19 protein-coding genes are annotated in these 26,775 nt (G+C 35.1%); 3 read left to right on the top strand and 16 right to left on the bottom strand.

The annotated features are described in order from the left end of the window. Nucleotides 1–224: 224 nt before the first annotated feature. From J7574_RS11980 to J7574_RS11965, 4 genes are all read right to left on the bottom strand, one after another. Nucleotides 225–980, bottom strand: coding sequence for a DUF72 domain-containing protein (locus J7574_RS11980; protein WP_290968414.1), 756 nt, complete (start codon nt 978–980; stop codon nt 225–227). A 34-nt stretch (nt 981–1,014) separates the two neighbouring features. After that, nucleotides 1,015–1,383, bottom strand: a complete 369-nt coding sequence (locus tag J7574_RS11975; protein WP_290968412.1) for an STAS/SEC14 domain-containing protein — start codon at nt 1,381–1,383, stop codon at nt 1,015–1,017. Nucleotides 1,384–1,741: 358 nt separating this feature from the next. Next, nucleotides 1,742–1,918 carry a hypothetical protein gene (locus J7574_RS11970; protein WP_290968410.1) on the bottom strand — a complete coding sequence of 59 codons (177 nt, stop codon included), beginning with the start codon at nt 1,916–1,918 and terminating at the stop codon, nt 1,742–1,744. 79 nt (nt 1,919–1,997) lie between these two features. Further along, nucleotides 1,998–5,156 (bottom strand): CheR family methyltransferase, encoded by a 3,159-nt coding sequence (locus J7574_RS11965; RefSeq protein WP_290968408.1) that lies wholly within the window; start codon nt 5,154–5,156, stop codon nt 1,998–2,000. 650 nt (nt 5,157–5,806) lie between these two features. Here J7574_RS11965 and J7574_RS11960 point away from each other — a divergent pair. Further along, nucleotides 5,807–6,985, top strand: a complete 1,179-nt coding sequence (locus J7574_RS11960) for an ATP-binding protein (protein ID WP_290968406.1) — start codon at nt 5,807–5,809, stop codon at nt 6,983–6,985. 10 nt (nt 6,986–6,995) lie between these two features. Beyond that, the gene (locus J7574_RS11955; RefSeq protein WP_290968404.1) at nt 6,996–7,373 is read left to right on the top strand and encodes a response regulator; all 378 of its coding nucleotides are present in this window, start codon (nt 6,996–6,998) and stop codon (nt 7,371–7,373) included. Between the two features lie 85 nt (nt 7,374–7,458). Here J7574_RS11955 and J7574_RS11950 read toward each other — a convergent pair whose 3' ends face one another. Next, a complete protein-coding gene (locus J7574_RS11950) occupies nt 7,459–8,460 on the bottom strand; it encodes an SDR family oxidoreductase (RefSeq protein ID WP_290968402.1) in 1,002 nt (333 codons plus the stop codon). 155 nt (nt 8,461–8,615) lie between these two features. Continuing rightward, nucleotides 8,616–8,741 (bottom strand): hypothetical protein, encoded by a 126-nt coding sequence (locus tag J7574_RS11945; RefSeq protein ID WP_290968400.1) that lies wholly within the window; start codon nt 8,739–8,741, stop codon nt 8,616–8,618. 289 nt (nt 8,742–9,030) lie between these two features. Between J7574_RS11945 and J7574_RS11940 the strand changes: the two genes are divergently transcribed. Next, the gene (locus J7574_RS11940) at nt 9,031–10,062 is read left to right on the top strand and encodes an SDR family oxidoreductase (RefSeq protein WP_290968398.1); all 1,032 of its coding nucleotides are present in this window, start codon (nt 9,031–9,033) and stop codon (nt 10,060–10,062) included. Between the two features lie 17 nt (nt 10,063–10,079). Here the strand turns inward: J7574_RS11940 and J7574_RS11935 are convergent, their stop codons facing one another. The 10 genes from J7574_RS11935 to J7574_RS11890 form a co-directional block, all read right to left on the bottom strand. Then, nucleotides 10,080–11,024, bottom strand: coding sequence for a hypothetical protein (locus J7574_RS11935; protein ID WP_290968396.1), 945 nt, complete (start codon nt 11,022–11,024; stop codon nt 10,080–10,082). Between the two features lie 167 nt (nt 11,025–11,191). Further along, a complete protein-coding gene (locus J7574_RS11930; protein WP_290968393.1) occupies nt 11,192–12,496 on the bottom strand; it encodes an ATP-binding protein in 1,305 nt (434 codons plus the stop codon). 30 nt (nt 12,497–12,526) lie between these two features. Continuing rightward, on the bottom strand, nt 12,527–13,261 hold the full coding sequence (locus tag J7574_RS11925; protein WP_290968391.1) for a hypothetical protein: 735 nt from the start codon (nt 13,259–13,261) through the stop codon (nt 12,527–12,529). Nucleotides 13,262–13,266: 5 nt separating this feature from the next. Continuing rightward, nucleotides 13,267–17,592, bottom strand: coding sequence for a DUF4157 domain-containing protein (locus J7574_RS11920; RefSeq protein ID WP_290968389.1), 4,326 nt, complete (start codon nt 17,590–17,592; stop codon nt 13,267–13,269). Nucleotides 17,593–17,594: 2 nt separating this feature from the next. Next, the gene (locus J7574_RS11915; RefSeq protein ID WP_290968387.1) at nt 17,595–19,157 is read right to left on the bottom strand and encodes a DUF4157 domain-containing protein; all 1,563 of its coding nucleotides are present in this window, start codon (nt 19,155–19,157) and stop codon (nt 17,595–17,597) included. Nucleotides 19,158–19,194: 37 nt separating this feature from the next. After that, the gene (locus J7574_RS11910; protein ID WP_290968385.1) at nt 19,195–20,058 is read right to left on the bottom strand and encodes a DUF6734 family protein; all 864 of its coding nucleotides are present in this window, start codon (nt 20,056–20,058) and stop codon (nt 19,195–19,197) included. Between the two features lie 11 nt (nt 20,059–20,069). Then, nucleotides 20,070–20,897 carry a DUF6734 family protein gene (locus J7574_RS11905; RefSeq protein ID WP_290968383.1) on the bottom strand — a complete coding sequence of 276 codons (828 nt, stop codon included), beginning with the start codon at nt 20,895–20,897 and terminating at the stop codon, nt 20,070–20,072. After that, complete coding sequence (locus tag J7574_RS11900; protein ID WP_290968381.1) at nt 20,894–21,472, bottom strand: hypothetical protein; 579 nt, start codon at nt 21,470–21,472, stop codon at nt 20,894–20,896. The genes J7574_RS11905 and J7574_RS11900 overlap by 4 nt, the downstream gene beginning before the upstream one ends. An 11-nt stretch (nt 21,473–21,483) precedes the next feature. Continuing rightward, on the bottom strand, nt 21,484–23,331 hold the full coding sequence (locus J7574_RS11895; protein ID WP_290968379.1) for a contractile injection system tape measure protein: 1,848 nt from the start codon (nt 23,329–23,331) through the stop codon (nt 21,484–21,486). Next, nucleotides 23,315–26,773 carry a hypothetical protein gene (locus J7574_RS11890; protein ID WP_290968377.1) on the bottom strand — a complete coding sequence of 1,153 codons (3,459 nt, stop codon included), beginning with the start codon at nt 26,771–26,773 and terminating at the stop codon, nt 23,315–23,317. The genes J7574_RS11895 and J7574_RS11890 overlap by 17 nt, the downstream gene beginning before the upstream one ends. Nucleotides 26,774–26,775: the final 2 nt, after the last annotated feature.

The following is a 26,775-nucleotide window of genomic DNA, read 5'->3' as shown; positions in this document are numbered from 1 at the left end:
TTTGCCTATTTGTATAGAGCAATTGGCTTAAGAATAAGTTAAAATACTTATTAGTTGAAAGCGGGGCAAATAAAATTAGGGAGAAGTTTGATTTAAAATCGGAAACTGTATGAAGATACGTTTTTTGGAAAGCGAAATGTCAGAAACATTTAAGTTGCATCTTTAATTGTAGAACATTCTGTACAAGAAGAATGTCATGTGTTAATTTCTTCAGATAGTTTTATTTAGCTAATTTCAGTATGCTGTTGCGCGGTTTCGATTATTTTCTGCAGTTGCAAGGCATTAAAAGCGGCATATCCTTTTTCATCATTATCAAAGAATATAAATACATCTTTGGTTTTTAACCATTTTAGACATTGTTCTGCCCATTCGTTTAAAGCTTCGTCAGAATAGCTTCCTTGATATTTAACCGAGGTTGGGCCATGAAGGCGAATATATACAAAATCGGCAGTAACTTTCATAGGCGAAATGTGCCCTGCCAATTCGTAAATGCAGAAAGCACAGTTGTATTTTTCTAAAAGCTGATATACTTCGGGCAAATACCAGCTCGAATGGCGAAATTCAAATACATATCGGTTTTTGGGAGAAAGAACCGTTAAAAAATCTTCTAGAAGTCTTAAATTGACGTGAAGGGAAGGAGGAAGCTGAAATAAAATGGCGCCCAATTTTTTCTCCAAGAATTTAACTTTCTCCATAAAAATAAGCAGACTGTCCTCAGGATCATGCAACTTTTTTATATGTGTAATAAAGCGATTTGCTTTAATGACATATCTAAAGTCTTCAGGCACTTGGCTTTCCCAATTTTGAAAGGTCTCATCGGCTGGCATTCCATAAAAAGTATTATTAATTTCTACAGAATTAAAATTATCGATGTAATACGAAAATTGGTCTTTCACTTTTAGATTTTCAGGATAAAAGGTATTACGCCAATGTTTGTAAGACCATCCAGAGGTGCCAATATGTATAGCGTGCTTTTTCATGATATTTTGATTCTTTTAGTAGTTGGGTACAGGTTTATTTTTTTCCTGTTTCTACCCATGTAAGGGCCTGCTCGAATGCTTCTTTTTTAAAGCCTTTAAATTCGCCAGGAACAAAATAGCTGAAAGCATTTGTAAACGAAATGGCCTTGTCAGAATCAGTTACGATGGCGGCGCGATTCCATTTTCCGAGATTCTTGAGTCCTAATATGGCGTCTTCTATCCAAGCCGCTGCAGTAAAATTTTTAATTTCGGTATCGATTAAAAACAAGAAGTTAATTTCGTTGATTTTCTCTGCAAGTCTGGTTACTTCTGGCACCAGAACATTTCTATAGTCGTCGGCTGTCACTTCTCCGACAGCTCTAAAAGCGGCAGTATTTGCCGGAGCATCAATTATCTGAATCATAACTAGATATGTTTTATTATTTCTAACTCTTTGGGCGTAACAACTTTGAATAGAATAGCACGCGGATAAAACGGATTTACTTCGTAAAAACGCGGATAAAACGCGGATTTTTTAAATTTTTTATACAAATCTGTTTTTGTCTGCGTTTTCGTGCTAACGAAATCTGTCTAATCCGCGTCAAAACTTATAATATTTTTAATTGCACCAACTGATTATTTCTAGTTTAAAATTACAGAGACTGACCAAAATATTTTTATAAAATGAAAACCAGATTTTATAGAATATCTATTGGCTAATAGCAACTTAATATCAGCAATAAAAAGAAAGAGCGGTGGTTTTCCGCTCTTTGTAAGTACTATTAATGCGCATGGATTAGTACAGAATCCATAAATTTTCCTGTTATAATAGTGCCTTCCTCATCTTCCCATTGTGTAATAACATTTTCTATAAGTTCGGGCTCAAAGCCAATTATTTTCATAATTGGTCCGCCAAACTCTTGTTTTACATGCTGGCCTTTTTTAAAATTTGTTTCCATAACTGTTTAACTTTTATCACAAATTTCTAAAAAAGACATTTCTGGGCTGTTATACTTTTTAATGCCGAGTTTACAGCTTTTAAATAGGCAGATAAATAGAGATTTCCGTGCCTTTTGATGGTTCGCTTGATGCCCGAATAAATCCGTTGTGGTTGGCAACAATCTTGCTCACTATTGTTAATCCGAGTCCGCTACCGTAGTGTTTTTCGTTTCCATGCAATCTGTAAAAAGGCTCAAATATTAGCTTTTCATAATCTTTGCTAAAACCGCTGGCATTATCGCTTACAATTAGTTTGATAAATTTGGAATCTGAGTTCACGCCTGTGGCCTTTAGTTCTTCAAGAGAAGGCTCTTGCGTGCTTATTTTTATATTGGGCACGATTTCTTTTTGTCTGTACTTTATAGAATTGGTTATTAAGTGAGTAAACAGTTTATTAATTTCTGACGGAATAACCGAAAGAGTGGGCATATCGTCGGAATGAATTTCTGCCTGATTTTCGCCAATGATACTTTTGAGCTGGTAGATAGTTTTTTTTATTAAAGTATTAAGATCTGTCATTTTAAATTTTTTCTCTGTAAAATTAATTTGCGAATACTCCACCAAATCTTCCATCAGCTGAGTGAGGTTTGAAGCTGAATTTAAAAGGCGAGTCAAGTTATGTCTTCCCGCTTCTGTAAGCGCTTTTTCGGTATCCAGAACCTTTTTTCCAAACATATAGATCTTACTTACGGGTTCGAGCAAATTGTTTTTAGCCGCATTTGTAAAATATTCCAATTGCTTTTTATTATGGATAAGTTCCTGATTTTTATGTTTTATGGCTTCCTTGCTTTTTTCCAAATCTGTAAGGTCTTCCAAAGCAATAAGAATCATTTCTTCAGGAGTTGAATTGGATATTCGTGAAGCATTTAAAATCATTGTTTTTGTGGTTCCGTCCTCAAGGTTAAATTGTATTTTAAAATTTTCAACCATTTCTTGGCTAGTCAGTTTTTTTAATACCGATTCTTTAAATTCAAGAATGTTCCAGTGTGAGTTTCCCAATTCAAAAATGGAAATTCCTTCTGTTTCTTCGGGACTGGTTTTAAAAAATTTATAGAAAGAAGGGTTTGCACTGTTCACGATTGCATTTTTATCCAGAATAAGCATAGGTTCTCGAATCGTATTTACAGCCGATTCGTAGAAATTCTGCAATAGGGAGAGTTCTCTATTGCGATCCTGCAGTTCGTCGTTGATGCAAGAGAGTTCTTCATTGCTCGACTGAAGTTCTTCTTTCGAAATAGCAAGCTGTTCGTCAATCAACTGTTCTTCATTTGTAGTAAGTATTGATTCTTCATTAATTAGTTCTATTGGTTTTTCAAATTGATGGTTTTGAATCTCTTCTGTAGAAAGTATTTTACTAAAAACAATTAGTGACAAATCTTTGTAAGAAGGAAGATAAATCACTTCAAAAGAAGTCACAAACTCTTGCTTTTTTGCAGCGATATGTGTACCCAAGATATTTTTCTTTTTATTTCGGGATTTTATAATGGCGTTTTTTAATTCAAAGGCCAATTCATCGCTAACCATGTTTAGAATATTAAAACTAGGTTTTCCTGATGCAGGCTGTAAAAACGGACTTGTATCGCCATGGAAATACACAATTTCGAGTTCGCTGTTTACAATTACAGCAGACGGATAATAGTGCTGAAGAATATCGGCAGCAATTTTTTCATAATCTAAAACAGGCACTTCAGTCTCAAGGAGAGGTTTAGTAGCATTAAAGGTTGATTTTTTATGCAATTTGCCATCGCTTTTTCGGCAGTATATTTTTTCTTCTTCTCCAATCGTTTTAAATAAATCTGGATTGTTCTCTGCTGTTTCTGATCTTCCTAAAAAAAGAAACCCTTTGTGGCGAAGCGCATAATGAAAAGAATTCAGTAGCTGATTTTGAAGATCATCATCAAAATAAAGTAAAACGTTACGGCACGCTATTAAATCAATTTTTGAAAAAGGCGCATCTTTAGTTAAATCATGAACAGCAAAGACACACATATCACGAATGGTTTTATGGATATGATAACTGCCTTCTTTTTTAGTAAAATATTTTTCAAGAATGGCTTCATCTATATTTTTTACATCTTGGATAGTATATATTCCCGAGCGAGCTTTAGCAATGGAATTTTCGGATCGATCTGAAGCAAAAATTTGGACTTTGGTTTGCAAATTTTGTGTCTTCTCCAGATATTGATGTATAGTAATGGCTAGTGAATAAGCTTCTTCGCCAGTAGCGCACCCAGCCGACCAGATTCTTATTTTTTCTTTGTTTTGGTTTTCGATTAAAGATGGAAAAACACGATTTGAAAGCTGGGCAAAATGGGCGGGATCTCTAAAAAAATAGCTAACCGAAATAAGCAGATCGTTAAACAAAGCAGTTTGTTCAGAGGTGTTGTTTTTTAGTATAGCGAGATAATCCGCTAAAGTTTCTTTTCGGGTAATCGCCATTCTTTTGGCTATTCTTCTTCGTAAAATTTCGGGTCTGTAGTGCGGAAAATTTGTACCTGAAACAGAATGTATAATTTCGATTATTTCGTTGAACGACTGATTATCTTCTATTGTACTATTCTGATCTTCTTCTTCATAAGCACGACTAGCAAAATAACTCTTTTGTATCTCGTTTAGTTTGGAAGCAATTGAAAAATAGGGGACGAAATGGTCAATAATATCTTCGGTGTTTTTATTCTGAATCAAGCCTTTTTTGTAGACTATAGATAATGCTGTTCCTCCAAGTTCCTTGATTTTTTTAAGACCTGTTAAACTGTCTAAAGGCGTTCCTGAAATAAGAACTCCAATGGCATAGCTTTTATAAATTTCTGCAATTGACTTATAAAACTCGTCGAGGCAGTTATGATTGAGACTGCTTCTGTTTTTAGGTTTAAGTTTTAATATTCCGTCTTCGGCTATTAAAAAATTATTCTCAGGAATGATGAAGATTTGATTGGGCTGAAGATTAATTTCATTGACAATTTCTATAACTGGCAGTTTGGTTTGAGCGGCAAGAACGGCTCTTAAATTTTCTGTTGTAGGATAATCTAAAGTTTCAAATATTAGATATGCCATACCAGAATCTTCAGCCAAATCTGAAATTATTGATTTTAGTATTTCAATTTCCGACCCTTTTGTTCCTATTCCCACAACTGAAAAATTGGTATCTAAAATTTCTTCATTATGGTTGTCTGGATTTTCTTTTACAATTGTAAGCATTTGATGTTGATTTGGTTAATGTACAGGCAATAATTATTTTTTTTCGCAAAAATTAAATTTGCGAACAGAACAAATGTTTTTCAAAACAATAATCCATATTGGAGCGGTTTTGAAATTAAATTCTACGATATGTATGCTTGTATAATAGCCACGCAGTTTTACATTTCTCAGGAAAAAATCCTCTGAGAACAGTACTATGGGAATCTGTTGGAAACAGAACCCAGAACAGCTATAGACAACGTACAGAATAAACCGAAAATTTTCCGATTGGTTTCTGTAGTGAACAGATTCATTTGCACGGATCTGTTTTAACAAAATTAGGGAAAGAGTGTTTTTGGAATTATTCAAAGCTAGAGAATACTTTGCATAAGTTATTTATATTATTTTGATACAAAGCTTCATAATTTACATTTTATTAGATATTAAGTTCTGCTATGAAATGATATAGTATTGTTAAATGATTTATTTAAACAAAATTATTCTTGAAAAAATTGTAAATTGCTGTCTCTTATACGTTGTGTAAGTTTTCAGAGCTTATCTGATTCACCAAAAATATACATTATTACATCAGTCTACCGATTGTTGGTATGTTATACTATTGGTATATTACACTATCTGTGGACTGGATTAAAACATAATCAACAGTCCCCATGAAAAAACAACAACAAAATAATTCAGTGCCAGATAAAACTGATTTCTGGAAAGCTAGAAGCGAACTGGCGATGAGCATTAATAATGCAGGCATCGACGGAATGATAGCTCTAGATACCAATATTAACATTATTTTCTGCAATACGGTAATAGAAACATGGTCAGGAAATTTGTCTAAAGATCTTATTAATAAACCTTTTTTAAGCGCATTTCCTTCAGCAGAAAAAGAGGTTTATGCGACGGCTTTTGAAAATGTTCTTGAGGGGAGAAAGTTTTTTTTATCCTCTGAATCGGTTTCATTTTTACAGGGACATTTTGAAGCACATATTGTTCCGCTTCGAAATTGTTCGGGAGAAATTAGCGGCATTTTGCAGGTTATTCATGATGTAGAACATAGGGTTAAGGCAGAAAATCAGCTGCTTGAACTTAATGAGGAACTCCTAACAAAATACACGGAGTTAAAGCATGCGAACGAAGAAACGGCAACATTTGCCAAAATTGCAGCACATGATTTAATGGAGCCGGTTCGAAAAATCTACATGTTTGCGGAGCAGATAAAAAAGAATGAAGCAGCCAATTTAACCGATAGCGGAAAAGGAAACGTAAGGCGTATGCAAACAAATCTGCAACGTTTAGGACTGCTTATGGACGATATTGTAACTTTCTTGACTTTAAATACTTCAAAGAAAGAAGCCGAAAATGTAGATCTTAACATTATTCTGTCAAAAGTATTGGATAGCTTAAGCCATGAAATACAGGAAACGGGCCTTCTCATCACTGCAGTGAAACTTCCATCCGTTAAAGGACATTTGAATGCACTCGAACAGATTTTTAGACAGATGATCTCCAATGCTATTAAATTTATAAGAGATGATGTTACGCCTCAACTTTTAATTACTTGCGAAAAAGTACGCGGAGATGAAGTTCATTTTAATGAAGCGCGTCCAGCTGAAAACTATTATTGCATTGCTTTTAAAGACAACGGAATTGGTTTTGAGTCCAAATACATTGATCGTATTTTTGAATTGTTCCAGCAGCTTCATCCGCAAGGCGTTTATAAAGGAAGCGGAAAAGGATTGGCAATTGCCTTAAAAGCCGCGCGACTGCATAAAGGATTTATTAAAGCAGAAAGTGAGCCAGGCTCTGGGAGCACTTTTTACTGTTATCTTTCTCAATAACGTCATTCAAATGGCAAATAGAAAAAAAATCATACTGACCGAAGATGATTTGGCAATGCGCGATGCGATGAGATTCCTTTTGGAAAGTGAAGATTTTGAAGTAACTGTATTTTCAAACGGCGATCGTCTGTTAAAAGGCTTTTATGAAATTCCCGATTTGTTTATTCTTGACAAGCAATTATCGGGTGTAGACGGCTTAGACATTTGCAGGGAGATACGAAATAAGCCCGATACTGCAGGAATTCCTATCATTATAATATCGGCAAGCTCTTTAGTTGCGCCTTTTGCGTTAAAAGCAGGAGCAAGTGCCTTTCTAGAAAAACCTTTCAAAAGAAATGAAATATTGGAACTTCTTAGTGCCTTATTAAAGGAAGATGAAGAAAAATAACCATTTCGCTAGACTAAAAGACAGCAATAGCTTTGCAAATAAAAAGGTGAAGTTTGAAACAGCTTCACCTTTTTTAGTTCATTAATTAAGGATTTCCTTCGCCACCGCTTGAACCATAAATTTGTCCTGTAGCATAACTTGCATCTTCCGCAGCAAGCTGTACATAAATAGAGGCCAATTCTACAGGCTGTCCTGGTCGGCCCATTGGCGTTTGAGATCCAAAATTTTTGAGTTTTTCCATTGTCGCTCCTCCGCTTACCTGAAGCGCTGTCCACACAGGGCCAGGTGCAACGCCATTTACGCGTATTCCTTTTGGAGCAAGCTGTTTGGCCAATGATTTTACATAATTTGTAGTTGCCGCTTTGGTTTGAGCGTAATCGTATAAATCTTCGGTTGGCGCATAAGCCTGAACAGAGCTTGTTCCGATTATGGAAGAGCCTGGTTTTAAATGAGGAAGTGCCGCTTTAATAATCCAAAAAGGAGCATAAATATTGGTTTTCATTGTGGCGTCAAAATCTTCGGTGCTAATATCAAGAATAGAATCGTGTGTCTGTTGCCTTGCAGCATTGCTCACCACAATATCCAAACCGCCAAGCGCTTTTACGGCCTGATCTACCAATGATTTGCAAAAGTTTTCGTCTCGAAGATCGCCTGGTATTGCTACCGCTTTTCGACCTTCAGCTGTTATAAGTGCCATAACTTCTTTAGCATCTTCTTCTTCGGTAGGATAATAATTAATGGCAACATCAGCGCCTTCTCTCGCATAAGCAATGGCTGCTGCTCGGCCCATTCCAGAGTCGCCACCTGTAATTAACGCTTTTCTTCCTTTTAATCTTACTGATCCTTTATAGCTTTTTTCGCCGTGGTCTGGACGCGGATCCATTTTACTGACTAAGCCCGGCCATGGCTGTTTCTGTTCCTTAAAGGGCGGGCGCGGGTATTTTGTCTTTGGATCTTCTGGTGCAACCGATTCCTTGTCATCGATTTTTAAATCTGCCCCTAAAACAGGTGTAAATGCAGTTGCCAAGCATATGGCTCCCATGCCTGTTATTGCAGAACGTCTGGTTATTGTTTTATTGCTGCTCATAATAATAGTAATTGAATTAATAATGATTTTGCAATAAAATTAAGTAAGCAGACCTTCGTCTTTTTATAAAATTATCTTTTGAAGTTATATAATGTGTTTAAAATCAAAATGATAATGATTGAAGTTTTTTTGGCAAGAAATTTTCAGCCAAGGATTCAATTCTGATTTTTTGGGTCTTTACTGTCCAGATAATCGCTGTAGGTTAATAGCAATTCTTCTTCATAACTATATTCTTCGTGTTTTTCAGGATAATCCTGCTGTGAGTAATTTTCAATCTTCATAATATAAAAATTAAATGTTGAATTTGATTTCTAAAAATAAGAGACTGTTGGCTAAATCGATTATAAAATTTTCGTTGGAAGCTATTAAATTCTCATGTCAAATTTTATAAGACGATTTTGGAGAGATACATAAAGTCTTGATTATTATATAAAATTATAAAAAAAATCTGTAACTGTAAAAACGGATTAAATATTAGATTAGTTACTTGAATATGAGTTGTTTGTGTTTTGTTGTTGATGAATTCATTCTACTTGAAATTATACTAAAAAGTTAGTTAATATCGATATTATGGCGCTAAAATATATTTTAAATACTTTAAAAAGGCTTGTCGTTCTATTTTTGCTTTTGCTTGTGACAGTTAGCTGTTCAACATGGAAAGTTGGCAATTCGGGACAAGCTAAGATTGCCCAAAAGACCTATGTTATTATTGGTGCATCTAGCGGAATGGGACGTGGTGTTGCAGAGGAACTGGGAAAGTATAAAGCCAATGTTGTTCTAGCAGCAAGAAGAACAGATCTTTTAGAAGAGATTGCCTCTATAATACGAAAATCGGGAGGCACAGCTCTAGTTGTTACCGCAGATATAAGTAAACCAGAAGACTTGGAAGCTGTAAGAACGGCAGCTCTTAAAGAATATTCTAAAATTGATGTATGGATTAATATGGCTGGAGTTACGGCAGTAGGGAGATTTTGGGAAGTGCCAATGGAAGATCAGATGCGGGTAATAGACGTTAATTTAAAAGGTTTTTTCTATGGCAGCAGGACGGCAGTTGAGCAGTTCATAATTCAGGGAGAAGGCGTGCTGATAAACGTGGCGTCGGTAATGGGCGAAATTCCATTAGCTTATCAAAGCAGTTATTCTGCCACTAAATCGGGTATTAGAAGTCTAAGTTTGGCACTGTCGCAAGAACTTCGTCTGAATGGATATGACAAAATAAAAGTAGTAACAATCGAACCTTGGGCAGTTGATACGCCTATTTGGCGCCATGCGGCCAATTATACTGGTGTTGAGCCTAAAATGGCTATGATGGACGAACCTGATAAAGTAGTAAATGCTGTTCTGCGAAAATCCCTTCGACCAAAAAAAGTAGTGCCAGTAGGATGGAAGGCAGAGGTTTCCTCTTTTAGTGCCAATGTATTTCCTCGTTTCTCAGAATGGCTGGGCGGTAATATGGCTCAGAAATATATGATTGAAATGGGGCCAGAGGCTAGTGATACAAAAGGTTCGCTATACAATCCGATTCCTGAAGGTAGGGGAATCGATGATGGCGCAGACGAAAGAATGAAAGAATACAAAAAGGACAAGAAAAAGAATAAATAACTGAAAAACCTTATTTTCTAATTATCGAGTTCTGTTTTAGAAGCAATAAGGCGAAAAAGAGGTTCGTATTTTTTAATCTGAATTCCCAAATCTTCATTTTTATTTGCTGGCCCAATGCTGCCTTGCAGACAATATAGTTTCTGTTTATCTAAAAACATAAACTGCAGCATTCTTACGTTCATATTTTCGTTTTGGTAGTGTATAGATTCCTCAACTTCCACCATCAATCCCGGAGTATCATCAATAATTACTGATTCTGTTCGAATAAGCTTAGTTTGTGGCGAAAGAAAAGATAAAACCGATTTTTCATTTAGTGTAATTCCGTTCAGCTCTTCAGGAAGGTCATACACCACAATCAGTATTTTTTCACTTCCATTTCCGTAACAGCTGGTAAACTGCTGAATTGTTTGGGGCATGTCAGCTTCTTGAGCAAGCCAACTTTTTGGAACAGGAATTTTTATGGCAATATTTTCTGCTTTTGGATGATTTTCGGAAGAAAAAACATCCACATGTCCGTTCGTAATCTCTTGATGTGGTGCGTCATGATATTTAAACGAGAGAATTCCTTTTGGAAGCAGTCCGTCACTGTAAGTAGACCTATCTTTTACTTTTAGAAGAAAATCGTGGGCATGCTGCTCTTTTTCAATCGGATTTGAAAGCTGTTGGTTCAGAAGTGAATCAATATACTTGTGCAGCGAATCAATCTGTTGTCGGCTAAGTTCTTCTTTTAAGAATTGATTCAGATTTTTTTCAGTTCGCCCAAAAACATTTTTTAAAGCTTTCTCTGTCTCAAACACTTTTGGTTTAAGATGCGGAAACTGTTGCGCTACTTTTTGCAGTGCCGCATTTTGCCCTTTAATAAAAGCATAAGTTTCGATAGCAAATGCGACCTTGGCATCATATTTCTGCGAAAAACAAGCACAAGGAACTAACAGAATTAGAATGTATAAAATTCGTGTCATCACATTTAGAAAATTATGTTGATTGTAATTTTCAAATGTGTTAAAAGTCTATTTTTTGTCCTTACATAATTTTAATGCATTGTTATACAATTTCCATGTATAAGATGTTAAAAGGAAATATTTTTAAAGTAATGATTTGATTTTCAAATGAATATTGTGAAACTCAATTACATCATTTTCCCCTCTTTAGCATATTCTTTTTTGATGCCTTGTAGCAGATGGTTTAAGTTGATGCTTTCATTTTTGTCTTCTAAAGTTCTGAGGCAGGCGTACTGAATGATGTTGACAATATTAGCGCCTGTAATGTCGTATTTTTTTGAAAGTTCATTAAGATTGACATCATCTGCAATTTTAATTCCTTTTGGCAGATTATTTTTCCAAAGCTGTAAACGTTCGCCATAGGAAGGTGTTTCGAACTCAATTATAGATTGAAATCTTCGAGTGAAGGCGGTATCAATATTCGCTTTAAAATTTGATGCCAGAATAACCAATCCAGGATGATTTTCAATTCGTTGCAGTAAATATGAAACCTCCTGATTGGCATATTTGTCGTGCGCGTCTCGTACATTGGTTCTTTTTCCGAAAACGGCATCGGCTTCATCAAAAAATAAAATCCAGTCTTTATCGGTTGCTTTGTCAAAAAGAGAAGACAAGTTTTTCTCGGTTTCCCCAATGTATTTCGAAATCACCATCGACAAATCTATTCGATAAACATCTCTTTGGGTATATTTTCCTAAAAGCGAAGCTGTAAGTGTTTTTCCTGTTCCTGGCGCACCGTAAAACATGACTCTAAAACCGGGTTTTATTTTGGCTTTCATATTCCATTCGTGAAGTAAAATATCGTTGAATTTAAGCCAGGTTTCAATTTCTTTTATCTGATTTAAGGTGTTAGAATTCAAGACCAGATCGTCCCAATCCAATTGTGTTTCTATTAATTGCGCAGGGAATATGCTGCTCATTTGAGGTTTTAGGATTTTTCCAGTTATAAATTTCTCAATGTATTCATCTTCTAAAACCAATAGACCGCTCAATTTTGGTTCGCCATTTGGAACAGATTCTATTTTAATAATTCCTTTTTGGTACAGATAAGACTGATTGTGCAGGTAATCATAGAATGAAATTCGATTTTCTAGATCATTTCCAGCTATTAAAAACTGAGCTGTTTCACCCGTTGGTAAAATACCGCGGTGATTTTTTGTTTTGATTCCGCCAAACTCGGGCAGTTCGCCGCCATTGGGCAAATATTCTGCCATAATCGAACTCAAAAAATCAGGCTTCAAATGCGGAACCAGAGCTAATCCAAGCAGAAGAGTATCTATTTCAGTTAGATTTTTTTCTATAATAAATTCATTTATAAAACCATTTGAATCTATCTGATTTAAAATAGGTTTTTCCATTGGGTTTTCGACTTGAAAAAGGTGATCAAGCTGAAAAACGAATTGGTTTTTTAAGTATGTGAAAATTGTTTCCATTTTATCTTTTAAATAAAGCTGTTTTTTATTTTAATGATGGTTAAAAATTTTGAATAATGAGGGTTCTAAATCAGTATTGTATTTCTTTTTAAACATAATAGCCTCTTTTGTGTCTCCTCTGAAATAATCAAAAAATTGCTTCCTACTTTCTATAAGACCTCGTGTTACAGCTAAAAAATTAATGTAACTATCAAAAAAAGTAATTCTTGAATTATTCCAAACGATATAATAGTCAGATAGAAAAATTACTTTTGGTTCTTTATTATCTTCGTCCGGAACAAATGACATACAAGAGGTTTCACTAAAAAGATCAAAGATAAAGAGCATTTTGCCAAAGGAATTTCCATTATAAATGTAATCATTGAATTGTGTAAAATGATCTCCTGAACTTGAAGTGTCAAAATAGTCTTGTTCATAAAGAAAAACTTCTTCAAAAGGAAGTATTTTTATTTTTCCAATTTCTAAATCTCTTGTGTATGGAAAGGTGAAGTTTGGGAGTTTTTCTTTTAATTCTAAATACTCCTTTTCGTCTAAATGACTTGCTATCCTCCAACTTAAAGTCAATCCATTGCATTCTCGATAAAACTTGTAAATTGCTTTCATATCTATAGATTGGAAATAATCTATACATTGATACAATTCAGTTTTTAAATTTTCCAATTCAGCTTCACTTAATCCGGGATTAAATTGACATTCTATCAATTCAAGATATGGATGCTTAATTATATCTTCTTTTATCTTTTCAAATATGCTTAAATACGTCATGATTTCTAAATAATTTGACCTGATTTAATTCTTTTAACTGTGTCAACTGAAACGCCAACTTCATTTGCTATCTGTTGCTGTGTTTTTATTCCCTGTGCTAAAAGTTCCCTTACTCTAGTTATTTCTGTACGAGTTGTTCTTTCTCTTGCAGGTCTTGTTGGTTCAGAATTTCGTTTTCGTTTAGATTTATTGGCTCTTTCTTCATCACTTAGTTCATTTGGTAAGATGTATTTACTTGCTTCTCTTTTTATATTATTTGGAACTTGAAAATCAGTAAAACCTTCACCTGAGATTTCTTCGAGTTTATTGTTTAATGGTTTTGCATTGACATTGAATTCTGTTGCCACTTGATCTTCTGCATCTATAATATCTTTCTTTTCGCTAAGTTCTTGTTGTAATTTAACTTTTAAGCCATCATCATCAATATCATCGATGCGACTTGCATATTCCCTTTCTATATTTTGTTTAAGGCTACCTTTATCAGATCTGGAAGCATAAATCGCTTCTACCTTATACTTATATATCATTGGTTCATTTTCTCTGTTTATATTTCTTTTCAATGTGTTCTCAACACCACTTTCAAACGTTTGGTTTCCAGATTCAGATTGCGGGGTTAGGTTTTTAAAATCATCTCCAGGACCATGTAAATGGCTGCTAAGTAGATGACCATGTTTATAAAATCTTACAGAGGATCCTTTTGATTCGTGTCTTTTTCCTAGTTTATCAAAAGTTCCTGTAGAAAGTGATGTAACTGCACTAGAACCTTCAGGTCCTTTTTTTGTGAGTACATTTATTTCCATAGATGTAGCAAAACCTCCAGGTGACCTGCCTCCATAAACAGGAGGAGTGGATTCTGGAATTTCACCTACTGCAGACTCCATAAAAACAGCTGTTTTTTGTGCTAGAAGACCTAGCTGTCTTTCAAATTCTGCAGAATTTCTTGAACCTTCAGTATTGTTAGAAGTGTTGGTACTTTTCAATCTTTCTATGGCTTCTAAGATTTCTATAGCTTCCCTTTTAGCTGTGTCTTTCTCTGTTTTTTTAGGATCAGATGCAGCAATAGTCAAATTAGTTACAAAATTCTTGTAATCTTGTTCTTCACTTCTAACCATTAACCTTGTTTCATTACCTACCTGTTTAAATAAAAATGTATGTGGTTGTCCGCTCTGATCTCTAAATTCTTTTCTTATTCCCAGCCATCCCAAAATAGCATCTCTGGCACTTGCACCCATTGCCATAACCCTGTCTAACAATGCCATTCCTGTATCAACGGCTTTATTCACTAACCAAGTAAGTGCCTCATCAACCATTTGGCGAACGGCAATAAGCATTTCGCCAACTCTTGCGCCAATTCCGGTTAAACCAACTTGATTGGCCAAGAAACCGATCACGACAGGCATGGCTTGTCCCATAGTTCTTTCCAGATAATTGGCTGCTGTAGTTACATTTCCTTGTGCGATATCAGCCACACCATTAACAAACGAATTGACCACTTCGAGCATTTCACGCAAGTACTTGATAAAACTTTGAATTGCATTGAAGAATGCCATAGCACCATTTATCACAGCCATGATTCCCGTTGGATCTAACATGCTTAAAAGTCTAGCGGTAATTCTATTTACAATACGTTCCATGACAAAGTTTTTCACGGCATCGAGAACGGTATTCCATAAATTGCTAAGCTGTTCTTGAATTTTATCCCAAATGGCGGCCATACCACGTTCTTGAACGTCTTTGATAAATGTCCAAATACCTTCGAGCGTATTAATTGCACTGCGGATTCTGGCAACTCTTGCTGGTCCGATGCGTGGATGTGCAGCTAATTTTTCCCAGATTCTTTCCATCGAAATATTCAGCACTTCTAGAACCCAAGCGATAACACCTCGTAAAGAGAAATCAGTAAGAACTGGAATATTGGCATCTTTCAGCTCGCTCATTAGCCAGCCGGTTACGCCATTTATTAAGTGGGTAACGATATTGTCGAAGAACTGTACAAATCCTTGTTTAAGTGCTCGAAGTATATTTTTTAAGAAACCAATTGGATCTTTCTTGATATCGTCAATGGCTTGCAAAGCTCTATTAATGATATTTCCTATAAGATCAAATGGGAAATTCATGATCTCTAGAATGGCAACAATGACAATTCGTATAATTTCTGCCACAAATGCGATTAATCGGCCAATAGGTTCTCCAAATTTTTCGATGATTCTCATGAAAGCATCTATCGGATGAATAAGATCATCAATAGACATCGAATCCCAAATATCGGTAAAGAGCTGTATGATAGATTGTGGCGTCATGTTGAGCGTTGCCACTGCCGCTTCAATCTGGCCAGCAATTCGAGCTATGGCGCCTGTTTCGACCATTTGCGCATATTGTTCTTCTCCGCCATCCATCAGGCTCATAAATCCTCTAATCAGATTCGGAATTGTGCGAGGCACAACTTCTTGTGTAAAAGGATCTTTTCCGATAATTACTTTCACAAGCGAATAGCCTCTTACAGTTGCGGCTTGAGTAGACAACCATCCTAATAATGATTCTTTAACGAGTTCTAATACTTTAAGTGCCACGCCTGAAGCGAAATCCCAAACTCTTTGTAAGAAATCTCCAGCCTGAGTGGCAAGTGCAGAGAGATTATCGGCAATATTGACCAGATTGGATGGCTGAATAGCATCCCAAGCTGCGGTGATAAGTCCGCGAAGTTCACCTAATAACGAATTGAAAGTTCCAACTTGGGTATCAAGCCAATCGGCAGTTTTTTGCAGCGTGCCTTTTTCGCGCATTTGCTCCAATTCGGTCTGTTTGTCGATTAGGATTAAGAAATCTTCTAATATTTCGACTGTTGTAGCAGTAACTTCTTCATCGCGCAACGGATCGTATTTGATGATTTTTTTGAGGAGCGAATACGCTTTATTTTCTGCTAATAATGGTTCTGCAACATCAATCAACGCTTCTTTTATCCAAGTTATAATTTGGTCAACAAGTGAAGTTGCAAAAGTACTTACTCGATTTACTAAGTCATTAAATTTAGTTCTAACAACGTCTATGAAAGTGGTAACTGAAGATTCGTCCCAAGCATCTTGAACGAGTTGAAGTAACGCATCCATACTTAGACCCAATTCACTCAAACGACTGTTGACCCAATCAAAAACACGATCAATAATACCATATTCTTGTAATTTATCGAATATGGCTGTTCCAAAAGGAATTAATCCCATAAATCCCTCAATAAGGTTAATGGCATTTCTTTCGACATTAACATCATTCAAAGGATCGTAGCCTGCTACAACAGTAAGTAGTGTATAACCGGGAATATGTCTGACATTGTTTTTTATAAAACCAGGAATCGCAAAGGACAATAATGAACCCTGAACCATTTCGGGAGCAGGGGAGATAGGTTCTGGTTTTTTTCTAATTGCCGCTCCCTGCTGTACAGTATGCGTTAATTCGTGGGCCAGTAAGTGCTTGCCTTCTTTCGAATTTGGATTGTATTTTCCTTCGTTAAAATAAATATTGTTTCCTGTTGCAAAAGCCTGAGCGCCTAACTGCTTATTCATTTGAACAGCATTTGAGTCATTGTGTATACGGATATTGCTGAAATCGGCTCCAATGCCAGATTCCATTTCAGTTTTTATTTTCCCTGATAGGGGCGAACCTCCGCCTTTGCTGCTATTTAAATTAGATTCTAAATTTGTATTATCGCTAGGATTGGCATCGCCAGAGGCACTTTTTTGAAGTTGTTTTTCTTCGTCTGAGTTTTGTTTTTCTTCTTCTTTTTTCTGCTGTACATTTTCTTCTTCTCCTTTATTTTGGATTAAAGGTTTGATGGAAGAAGCAGTTTTTGAGACAGGTTCAGGTTTTTTGACTTCTATTTTATTCTGAACGGTCTCTTCTTTTTTCTGGATTTTGTCTTCTAGCTTATGCTGAATTAACGTTTTTGATCCAGAAAAAGCGGGATTAATTTCTCGCTTTTCAGCAACTCTTGAATCGAGTTTGTTTTGGATGAAATCTTTTTTTAGCTGTACGACAGGCGTTATCGTCTCGGCTACTGTTTTTCTCTGAATTTCTTTATTCTTTTCTTCTTGCTTTTGAACATTTCCTGCTAGCTTTTTTTGTACTACAGGCGATGGTGAAAAGAAGCTATCTGCATTTGCCGTTTGTTTATTGGAAACTACCTGGTCTGCAACTCTATCAGCTTCTGCTTCAAATTTATCGTTAGATTTTCCGATGTTTAATTTTGCCTGAATACCAAAAAAATCCTGTCCCTTTCTTGCATTAAAAGAAGAAGGGGTAGATGGATTTGATTTTGATATTTGCTTGAATGCTGGCATCTCTAATTGGTTACATTAAAACTTCCTTTTAAATTTGGACTGCCTCCAGGATTAATTACTTGAACTTCTACTTTAAAGAAGATGCAATCTTTGGTTTTTACAGCAAATGACTGTGTTTCTGTTTTGCCAACATCATATCTTCTGCCCGTTTTATGTATGGTTCCTCCTTGTATGGCAGTCAAGAGTATATTGTAATGTTTTGCATTATGTGGAGTAACCCAATTTGCGGTAGATGTTATTTTAAAATTGCCTTTTGAGCAAAAAGTTGAGGAAGACATAACGGACTCATCTATGTTAAATTCATTGTTATTTTGTGGTAATTGAAATGCTTCTCCGCAACAATTACTATCACCGCCTTTTTGTCCCACAAGTTTATTGTCTAAAGCTCCTATAGTTTCTGGCCCCACGATACCATCAATTTTATTCAATCCGTTGTCTGCTTGAAAGCCGATTACTGCATTTCGCGTTTCGCTTCCAAAATCTCCATCTGCCCCAAATTTGGGTAAACTTTGGCCTGCCTGCATCAATCCATTTTGAAGTTCCGAAACATATTGCCCTTTTTGACCAGTAGAAATAAGCATTTGGTTATCATTGGCTTTTTCAAGCGGAGGATTGCCCTTAAACTGAGGATTTTCGGGTCTTTCGGCTCGCAGGTCTTCAGGATGGTTTTCAATAGCTGATTTTTGTATTTTGCCTGATTTTGGTTGGGCACCGCCTTGCTGAACAGTATGCGTTAGCTCATGCGCCAGTAAAAATTTCCCTTCTTGAGAAGTTGGATTGTATTTTCCTTTATTGAAATAGACATCATTGCCATGTGTAAAAGCTTGTGCGCCCAGTTCTTCGCTCATTTGTACGGCTCTGCTGTCGGTGTGGATGTTTACATTGCTGAAATCGGCTCCAAAACCAGATTCCATTTCCTGCTTTGTATTTTTGTCCATGGCATTGCCGCTACCTTTAGAGCTGGTGAGATTACTTTCGACATTTTCATCTACTGAGTTCGATTCCTTTAGCTTTGCTTTAACTTGTTTTTCTTCTTTTTTCTGCGCCTTTTTGTCTTCGTTTTCACATTCGGCACATTTTTTTTGTACTTTTTTATCTTCTTCCTTATCCGATTTCTTTTGTACCTTTTTGTCTTCTTCTTTTTCTCCCTTTTTCTGTACTTTTTTGTCTTCTTCCTTATCGGATTTTTTTTGAACCTTTTTGTCTTCCTCTTTTTCTCCTTTTTTCTGTACTTTTTTATCTTCTTCCTTGTCCGATTTCTTTTGGATTTTTTTGTCTTCTTCTTTTTCCTTACCCTTTTTTTGAAGAGGCTGTTCTTGTGCTAAATCTTGTTTTTGAACCGTTGAAATGGTTTCTGAAATAGGTTTTTGCTGCACAGCTTCTTCACTTCTTGATCGCAACAAACCTCCTGTTTTACGTTTGTTCACCACTTTATCTGCAACATTATCAGCTTCTACTTCATACTTGTCTCCAACAGTGCCCGTAGTGAGTTTTTTTTGGATTTTTGGTCCAAAAAAAGTAGAAGAGGAGGGATTAGCCGTTTTTCTTTGTTCAAATTCTCTCATGACTTATTATTTTACCATTTTGAAATACTAATTTGTTTCAATAAACAAACTGTGGAATATCTGCAATAACACCTTCTTTCTCTAATGCATTTTTTATTTGCTTGTACCAATACGGAAATATTTTAGAGAGCCGAAGTTCAATCTCTTCAACAACATATTTTTCATATTTTTTCATTCCAAAAAAATGAGAATAGCCAATATGATCTGCATGTTTGCCATGTTCTGTTATGTTTTCTCCTTTCAATAGTGTTGTAGGAGGATTGTTTTTATAGTTTAGCAACGAAGCGAGCGTGTATTGTTCGATTAAAATGCAGGTTTCATAACCTTCTTTTTTCAATACATCAAAGTCCTTTTGGTTTTCGATATATATATTCTCCAGATCATAATAACTTTTTAGATATTCATCACGGAGTTGGAGATCATTAAAACCAAATATGCCACAATTGAAGGAATAACCTAAATCGGAATGCCAATAAGGCAATCTGCAGGTGTATTTATTAAATAATTCCACCTGTTTCTTATAATGGACTTCATAAGTATCTTCCTTGCGTTCTACTATTACATCATCGAAACTAAATTCAATTTTTTTCTTAATAAATATGTCAGTGTCTATATGAACAAACGGTTTGGTTTGCAGTTCCATAGCCTTAATTTTCGATTTCATCCAAAGTTCAATTCGATTGTCGTTTTGTACTTTGGTAACAGCACAAGGCAGCATATATAGAAACTTAAAACCGATCTCATCTACATACAACTCGATTTCATCATACCACAGATGAGAATATAATATACTTAAAGCGGTCATGTAAACCGTTTCCTTTAGTTTGTCACCCATATTCCATCTGTTGTTTGTGATGGGAAGCACATCAAGGCTGTAAATTATCTTGTGTCGTTGTTTCATATCGTTGTAATTTAAGCTATGCCTTCTTTCTCTAATGCATTTTTTACTTCTTTGTACCAATACGGAAACAGTTTAGAAAGTCTGTTTTCTATTTCTTGAACAATGTCAATTCTGTATTTTTTTTGGCCTGCAATGTGCGTGTAACCAATTCTGTCTGCGAGTTGGCTGTTTTCGTGCAAGTTTTTTTTCCAGAGCAATAAGGTTGGTTTAATATTTTTGTGATGTAATAACGATGCTAGATTGTACTGCTCTAAAACAATGCAAGGTTCTATTCTCGTTATTCCTGGGTTGTTATTTTTTATGAAAATATCCTCCAAAGTATAATAAACCTCTAGAAACTCATCCCGAAGTTTTAAGTCTCTAAAACCTAATACTCCGCAGTTAAATGCATATCCTAAATCGGGTTTCCAATAATCTAAATCCTGCGTATATTGATTAAAAAAATCCAAACGATACTGGTACATGCCGTATAATTCGTAATCATTTTGTTCTACAATTACTTTCTCAAAATCAAAGCGTATCTTTTTCTTTATAAAAGCATCATTGTCAAGGTGAACAAAGGGTTTAGTTTGTTTTTCCATGACATCAATTTTCGATTTCATCCATATGACAGCATCTTTATTGCTGCTGATTTTAGTGACTCTGCACGGAAGCATATAAAGAAATTTATAAGCAGTTTCATCAGCATACAATTCAATGTCCTGATACCATAAATGACTGTATAGTATACTTAAAGCTGTCGAATAAATCGTTTCTTTAAATCTATTGCCTTCATTCCATCGGTTATTGCTAATAGGAAATGCGTCTAAGCTGTAAATTATTCTAGGCTCTTCCTTCATAAAATATTTTTTTTAATGGTATGAATTAAGTTTTTCTCTTCCAGAAAAGTTACATTGTTGTACAAAGACGCTTTTCGGCTGTGTTTATACAATCGTTTCCATTGATAATCGGCACCTTTAACCACCGAAGTGTTGAGATGTATTTCGGTATTATGATTTTTTTTACTTTCTTCAAACGAGGTGTGCCAGACCATTTTACCCAACAAAGGAGACTGTATAAAAGTTGAATTAGAAAAATGCCTTGGAAAACTATCTATATTGATTGAGTTTTCGCCAGCTCTGAATATATGTACTAGTGCTTCACCATTTTTTGTTTTATAGTATTTAGAAAGATATCTTTTGGTCTCCAATTTGCTGATCATAGGTTGTAAATCCATTTCGTTTTCAAAAATCAGATCGATATCATTGATGGTAATGTCATAATATTCGCGAAGATTGAGATAGTCTGCAATGCCTCCGCAAAAAACTACTTTAGACATGTTTACATTATTAAATAAAAACTCTAAAGCCATTTGCTGAAAGCTGCGAATATTTTTTCTATCGTATTCTAAAAAAGAGGTGTTTTCAACAGTCATATTTCTCATTTTTACCAGTTAACATAAATGATGCGTTTTTTCCAAGCCAATTTTATGATGCTCAAATTCCAACTTAATTGGTCTAATAAAACATCTTGTGTTTTTCGCTCGATAATTATTGTCGGACTTTCATCACCATTACTATTCAGTTTGCCAGGACGTTGCAAAAATTCGTTCTGCAGCAATTCTACCGTTGATGTTTTCATGATATCCCAATTGCTTAATACCGCTTGCAGCATGGTCGCAGCTTCTTTTTTCATTTCTTCAGAGAGTACAATGTTTCTTTCAATGGGTTCGGTTAGCGGAATATTGCATAAGAACTTTTCAAAAACCATAGCATTTTCATAATCCTGTTCTTGTCCTGTGGCTACATAATGTAAAAGGTGCGCGGCAACTTCTGGATTATTTATAGTATTGTCTATATGAAGCAGTTTACAATTTTCAAAAAGGGATTTTAGAAAAGGATGAACCAGTACTAAACCAGCGTTACCAACATAGGAGTCGCTAACGGCAACATCTAATAGGTTTTCTTTTTTATCTTTTTCTTTTTCAAAAGAAGAATCTTTTTCCTCAATTGCTTCCTCTTGATTATTAATAGTTTTTTCTTTTGAACTATTTCTTAAAATCTCGATATCTTGATCATCGCCGTGAAGAGATTCTTCTTTGTTTTTTTCCAAAATCAAGCCTGCTTCTGCTGCTGTTTTTTCATTGCTTTCTTGAATTTTAGAAGCTTCTATTTCTGCTTCATTTGTTTTTGCTTTATCTTCAATTTCTGCTTCATTTTTAATCTCTGTTTCATCTTCAATACTTACTTCATTTTTGATCTCAATTTCATTTTCTATTTTTGTCTGTTTTACTATTTCTTCTTCCGTTTTTATTTCTTTTTTAGTTTTTAATGAAGCTTGATTTCTTTGGGAAGTTTCAATTTCTGTCTCTTCTAAAATAATTTTGTCTAATTTTTTCTCGATAATCGAAATAATAACATCAAGATTAGCCAGTAATTCTAGTGGGTTTTGATTTTCTATCTGATTTTTAATTTCTTGTAAAAAAAGTTCCTTGTGTTGCAAAAAGAGGTTCTTTTTATGAAATTCGAATACATCGCCAATCAATCTCGAAAGCTTTTGTTTTAAAACAGTATCGCTTGTTCCCAAAAGGCTTAAAATGACTATTTCCCACATTAAAAACCTTTGATTTGGAATCCATAGATTTTTTGCACTATTGGTTTCTATGTGTTTTTTTATGGCTTCAATCTTAATTATTTGGGTATTGCTCTCTGTATTATTTTTTTTAAGCAATATTCCTTTTTTAATGATGTTTACAATTTGGCTGTCTGTAAATTGTTTGATGAGTCGTGTTCTCACTATTGGTTTTTGGACAGCGTTTGTCCATTTAATAGAAAAAACTACATCATTTAGGATTTCGTCAAATACAGCATCATCCACTATTTTAGCATCATGGTTTGAAGTTTTCCACCAAGCATTTGTGCCTGTTTCCAAGAAATAAAAGAAGCTTTCTATTTCTTTTTCTTGTGGTTTGATGAGTTTATAGCCTTCTATAGTTGCATTTTCGTTTTTAAAAACTTCTTCAACTTGTGTTGTGATTTTTTTCAGGATTTGATTTTTGAAATCTTCAAAATCCAAATTCTGATTGATGGCAATATCCAAGTTGAGTTTGTCTAATTGTAAACTGTGTGAAGCATTTTTCGAATCCCATTCGTTGAAGTAGCTTTCTAAAAGCGCGAATACTTCCTTTTGCAAAAAGGCGTCCATATTGTCCTTGAGATAATATCCTTTTTCTTTAGAATTGGTATTTATCTCAAGGAAAACTTTATTGATGATATGTTTATTTGAATTTTGCACTGGCTGTAAGGGCTTCTATTTGTATGTTTAAAAAGGATACTATAAAGTCGATTTTTGGAAATACTTTTAGCATGGTGGATAAAAATGCTCTCAATGATCCGTCGCTATCTGTGTTAAATTGTATTTCGACGAAACTTTGAAATAAAGTATTAAAAAACAATCCTGCTGGGGCAATTTGTTTTTCAGATGCTTTCAGTGTTTCTAGATCCTGACATCTCAAAATCGTATAAAACAAAGAAGTGTTTGTCGATATAAGGGTTTGTACCGCAGCAATCTGATTTGGATTTTGCTGTCTGATCGCAGAGGCCACAACTGTCGATATAAAATTGAAATATTCTTGTTTAAATAATTCATTCAGCATAGCATTTGACTTGCCAGCAATGTAGCTCTCCAGATTTTTTTGAACTTCGACCAGTCTGTTTTCAGTTTCTGCAATAAAGTTGATTGTGTCTTTGTTGAATTTGTTTATAACAGAAGTTTCTTTTAAGCTATAAATTGTTACAAGTGAATTATTTATAAATAAACCAGCATTGTCAAGGCACGGATTTACTTCAACTGGTTTTCTAATTTCAATTGACCTTGGTCCATCGGTTACCAAACCGCATTTACCCTCGGCAATTAAGGAAACAGAAATAGAAGATTCGTTAAATAAAGAAATTGGTCTTGTTATGGATTCTTTTTTATCTGTTTTTACAATTTCCTTATTAATTTCCCAAGTATAACCTATGGCATTTTGAGAATTATTGTTTAGGGTTAGAATTCCTGTCGTAGCATCTACATTGTAACTAAAATTAGCAATAGGCAAATCTAAAAGTGTAATGGTAAGATTGGATGGTTTGTCGTCTATAAAAATGGTTACGATTTGGACATCCTTAGATACCTCGCCTGGAGCAAACATATATTTTTCTCCGAATGTAACTTGAACTCCTTCTCCTAAAATTTGTGCCCCTTTAATATTAGGTTCTAGAGTAAGCTCTACAGGTTTATCGTTTCGGCAAAAAGATATTTTGTTTACTAATTTACCGTCAACCAGTACTTTTGGATCTGAAATTTCAAAGCTCACCGGATGTGTTACTTTAAAATCACAGTTCCCATTGTCTGCATAAAGGGTAACATCAAATGTGAATTTCTTTTGCGATTCGCTATTATACTTGTAGATATGTGTTATTTCGGTTTTATCATCTGTAACCCAATCGGTTTTGTCTCCAAAATCCCAAGTAAACTTATTTCCTTCGATATTTTCTCCACTGATGGTAAAAGTAACTTCGGTTTCGCTAATTCCAGGTTTTATAGGAGTTGCGACAAAATCGAATTTTGGTTTTTCAAAAATGGTTATCTTACAATTAGTGTCAAAATTATTAACTGTAAAGGTTATAGGCTCACCGATCAGCTCTTTGCTGACCAAATTTGGATCAAAAACAAGCGCTCCATATTCATTTACTTTTATGCCTCCGTTTTGATCTGGTCTAACATTGGCTTTAACAAAACCTCCAGATGGAGATACTTTAAAAGGCAGAGGAAGCGTTTTGCTGTCGAAACAAATTTTATCTACAGGCAAACTAAGGTCTATGTTGTTTTCATCGCAACATAAATAAGGCAACGCAAAATCGGCCACAATTGGATTTATAATCGGAATTCCTTCTGTAAATTTTTCAAAATCGCCTGTTAAAGATGGTTTGCGAGTGTTGTAATAGTAGTAATACGGCGCTTTTTCTTCCAGATAAATCATGATAAATGTTCCTCCAGGAGCGACGCCCGCTTTGTGCTCGTAACCGTGGTTTTTATTAAGGTAATATTTGGTGAAATTTTGAATTGTTTTATCCAATTCGTTAGCGTTTACTGCTAAGATCATGATATTAAATCCGAGCCCGTTTTCTAATCTAATTTGCTGGATGGTTTTTAATGCTTCTTTGTAATTGCGTCCGTGATGGCCTTCAATTCTATAAAAATCGCTATCAAGATGTATTTTTAGCGGATTTTTGGTATTCAATAAATCATCATGGTAACTCACATTGTTTTTTTGCAATCCTAAAATAGTTTTGTCAAAATCCCATGCCTTAATAAGCGAATCGTTTACATCATTGTAAAAAGGAATGGCTTTTTTGCCCAATTTTCCTAGTTGCAAAGAGGGTGTAATTTTTATAAAATCATATACGGGGTTGTAGTTTTCTAATAATTGGGCGCTTCGCAGAATAAGACTATACATTTTTTGCTTGTCGGTGTCCTCGCCGTAGCAAACTTTTACTTCATCTGCTGTTTTGTCTTTTTCTTCAGCTGTTTTGTCTTTTTCTTCAGAATCTTTATCTTCAGCTAGACAATCGTTGCAAGGAGCAAGATTTTCTCCTGAAAGCAAAGGCGATTTGTAAAAGGCATGTCGGAATTCAAAACAAGGTTCCGTTTTTATGAGCTCGCCTAGCATTAGATGTTTTGGAAAAGCATTAATATCAGGCGAACAATAGGTGTCTTCTATAGTAAGTAAAAGTGCTCTGGTTTCGTTGTAGGTGTCTACAAGATCGTTAAGCAGATCATATCGGTATTGGAAATCTGAAGGAAGTACAGGATCTCCTTCAAAATTAAATAATTCGGTTATTTTTTTCTGAATAGCATCTAAAACGATCGGCATGTTTAAGCCTGTAAGCAGCTGATTGTAGCCTTCTTGCAAATTTTTAACTACATTGTTTTTGAAAATCCCTTTGGTAAAAGTTTGTTTTATGGCTTCAAGATGGGCAAAGTCTTCTGCTTTTAATACAATTCTGTTTGATTTTAGATCGGGTAATTTATGGTATAAATTAGCATAATTGATTTTGCCAATCATGCTGTCATGGCTCATTATTTGTGTGGCAACAGTTTTGCTGACAATTAAAGCTTTATAATTGCCCACAATTTCCAATCCTTGATTGTCACATGAAAGACTCACGCATAGGTCAGACTCTTTTTCATAAGACTCCAGATACAATAAGATTACGGCATCTTTAAAGTCAAATTTTGTATTGGTTGTAAATTGCGCTAAAGCAAAATTAGGATCCTTTTCTTTTTTTTGCTGTTCTTCTGTCAAGAGTTCAAAAAGTGGCAATTGCTGGTTGGCACCATCATAGAAAAAAGGTTTGTAAGCCGCTTTTTTATTATCATATATTTTACAGTGCGTATAGGTTTTGGAGTCAAAATCAATTTTTTTGTTTCCCAATACATCTGCTTGATATAATTTAAAAAGATCACCATCGGTAGTTACACCCGTTCCTTGTGTTATTAAAATGGTTTGTTGGGCTTCATTATAAGAAGCATACAATCCGCAAACTATACCAACGCCGCTCAGGTAAATGCGTGATAGGCGATCCTGGTCGTCAAAAAAATCTACTACCTCATTAAGGTTTCCTTCTGTGAGTACCTGATTCTTTGTGAATCGTCGGTATTGTGTTGTTATGGTTGAAAGTTTTGCTGACATGG

The sequence above is a fragment of the Flavobacterium sp. genome (assembly GCF_017744675.1).
Taxonomy (GTDB): Bacteria; Bacteroidota; Bacteroidia; order Flavobacteriales; family Flavobacteriaceae; genus Flavobacterium.
Note: the sequence above shows the minus strand (reverse complement) of the source record. Positions and strands in the feature narration are given on the sequence as shown.

Bases quoted from the DNA above. Each gene is read 5' to 3' on its own strand.
- J7574_RS11910 (WP_290968385.1), bottom strand. From the start codon at position 20,058: ATGAAACAACGACACAAGATAATTTACAGCCTTGATGTGCTTCCCATC.
- J7574_RS11980 (WP_290968414.1), bottom strand. From the start codon at position 980: ATGAAAAAGCACGCTATACATATTGGCACCTCTGGATGGTCTTACAAA.
- J7574_RS11890 (WP_290968377.1), bottom strand. From the start codon at position 26,773: ATGTCAGCAAAACTTTCAACCATAACAACACAATACCGACGATTCACA.
- J7574_RS11940 (WP_290968398.1), top strand. From the start codon at position 9,031: ATGGCGCTAAAATATATTTTAAATACTTTAAAAAGGCTTGTCGTTCTA.
- J7574_RS11905 (WP_290968383.1), bottom strand. From the start codon at position 20,897: ATGAAGGAAGAGCCTAGAATAATTTACAGCTTAGACGCATTTCCTATT.
- J7574_RS11975 (WP_290968412.1), bottom strand. From the start codon at position 1,383: ATGATTCAGATAATTGATGCTCCGGCAAATACTGCCGCTTTTAGAGCT.
- J7574_RS11925 (WP_290968391.1), bottom strand. From the start codon at position 13,261: ATGACGTATTTAAGCATATTTGAAAAGATAAAAGAAGATATAATTAAG.
- J7574_RS11920 (WP_290968389.1), bottom strand. From the start codon at position 17,592: ATGCCAGCATTCAAGCAAATATCAAAATCAAATCCATCTACCCCTTCT.
- J7574_RS11930 (WP_290968393.1), bottom strand. From the start codon at position 12,496: ATGGAAACAATTTTCACATACTTAAAAAACCAATTCGTTTTTCAGCTT.
- J7574_RS11970 (WP_290968410.1), bottom strand. From the start codon at position 1,918: ATGGAAACAAATTTTAAAAAAGGCCAGCATGTAAAACAAGAGTTTGGC.
- J7574_RS11965 (WP_290968408.1), bottom strand. From the start codon at position 5,156: ATGCTTACAATTGTAAAAGAAAATCCAGACAACCATAATGAAGAAATT.
- J7574_RS11955 (WP_290968404.1), top strand. From the start codon at position 6,996: ATGGCAAATAGAAAAAAAATCATACTGACCGAAGATGATTTGGCAATG.
- J7574_RS11960 (WP_290968406.1), top strand. From the start codon at position 5,807: ATGAAAAAACAACAACAAAATAATTCAGTGCCAGATAAAACTGATTTC.
- J7574_RS11935 (WP_290968396.1), bottom strand. From the start codon at position 11,024: ATGACACGAATTTTATACATTCTAATTCTGTTAGTTCCTTGTGCTTGT.
- J7574_RS11900 (WP_290968381.1), bottom strand. From the start codon at position 21,472: ATGACTGTTGAAAACACCTCTTTTTTAGAATACGATAGAAAAAATATT.
- J7574_RS11945 (WP_290968400.1), bottom strand. From the start codon at position 8,741: ATGAAGATTGAAAATTACTCACAGCAGGATTATCCTGAAAAACACGAA.
- J7574_RS11915 (WP_290968387.1), bottom strand. From the start codon at position 19,157: ATGAGAGAATTTGAACAAAGAAAAACGGCTAATCCCTCCTCTTCTACT.
- J7574_RS11950 (WP_290968402.1), bottom strand. From the start codon at position 8,460: ATGAGCAGCAATAAAACAATAACCAGACGTTCTGCAATAACAGGCATG.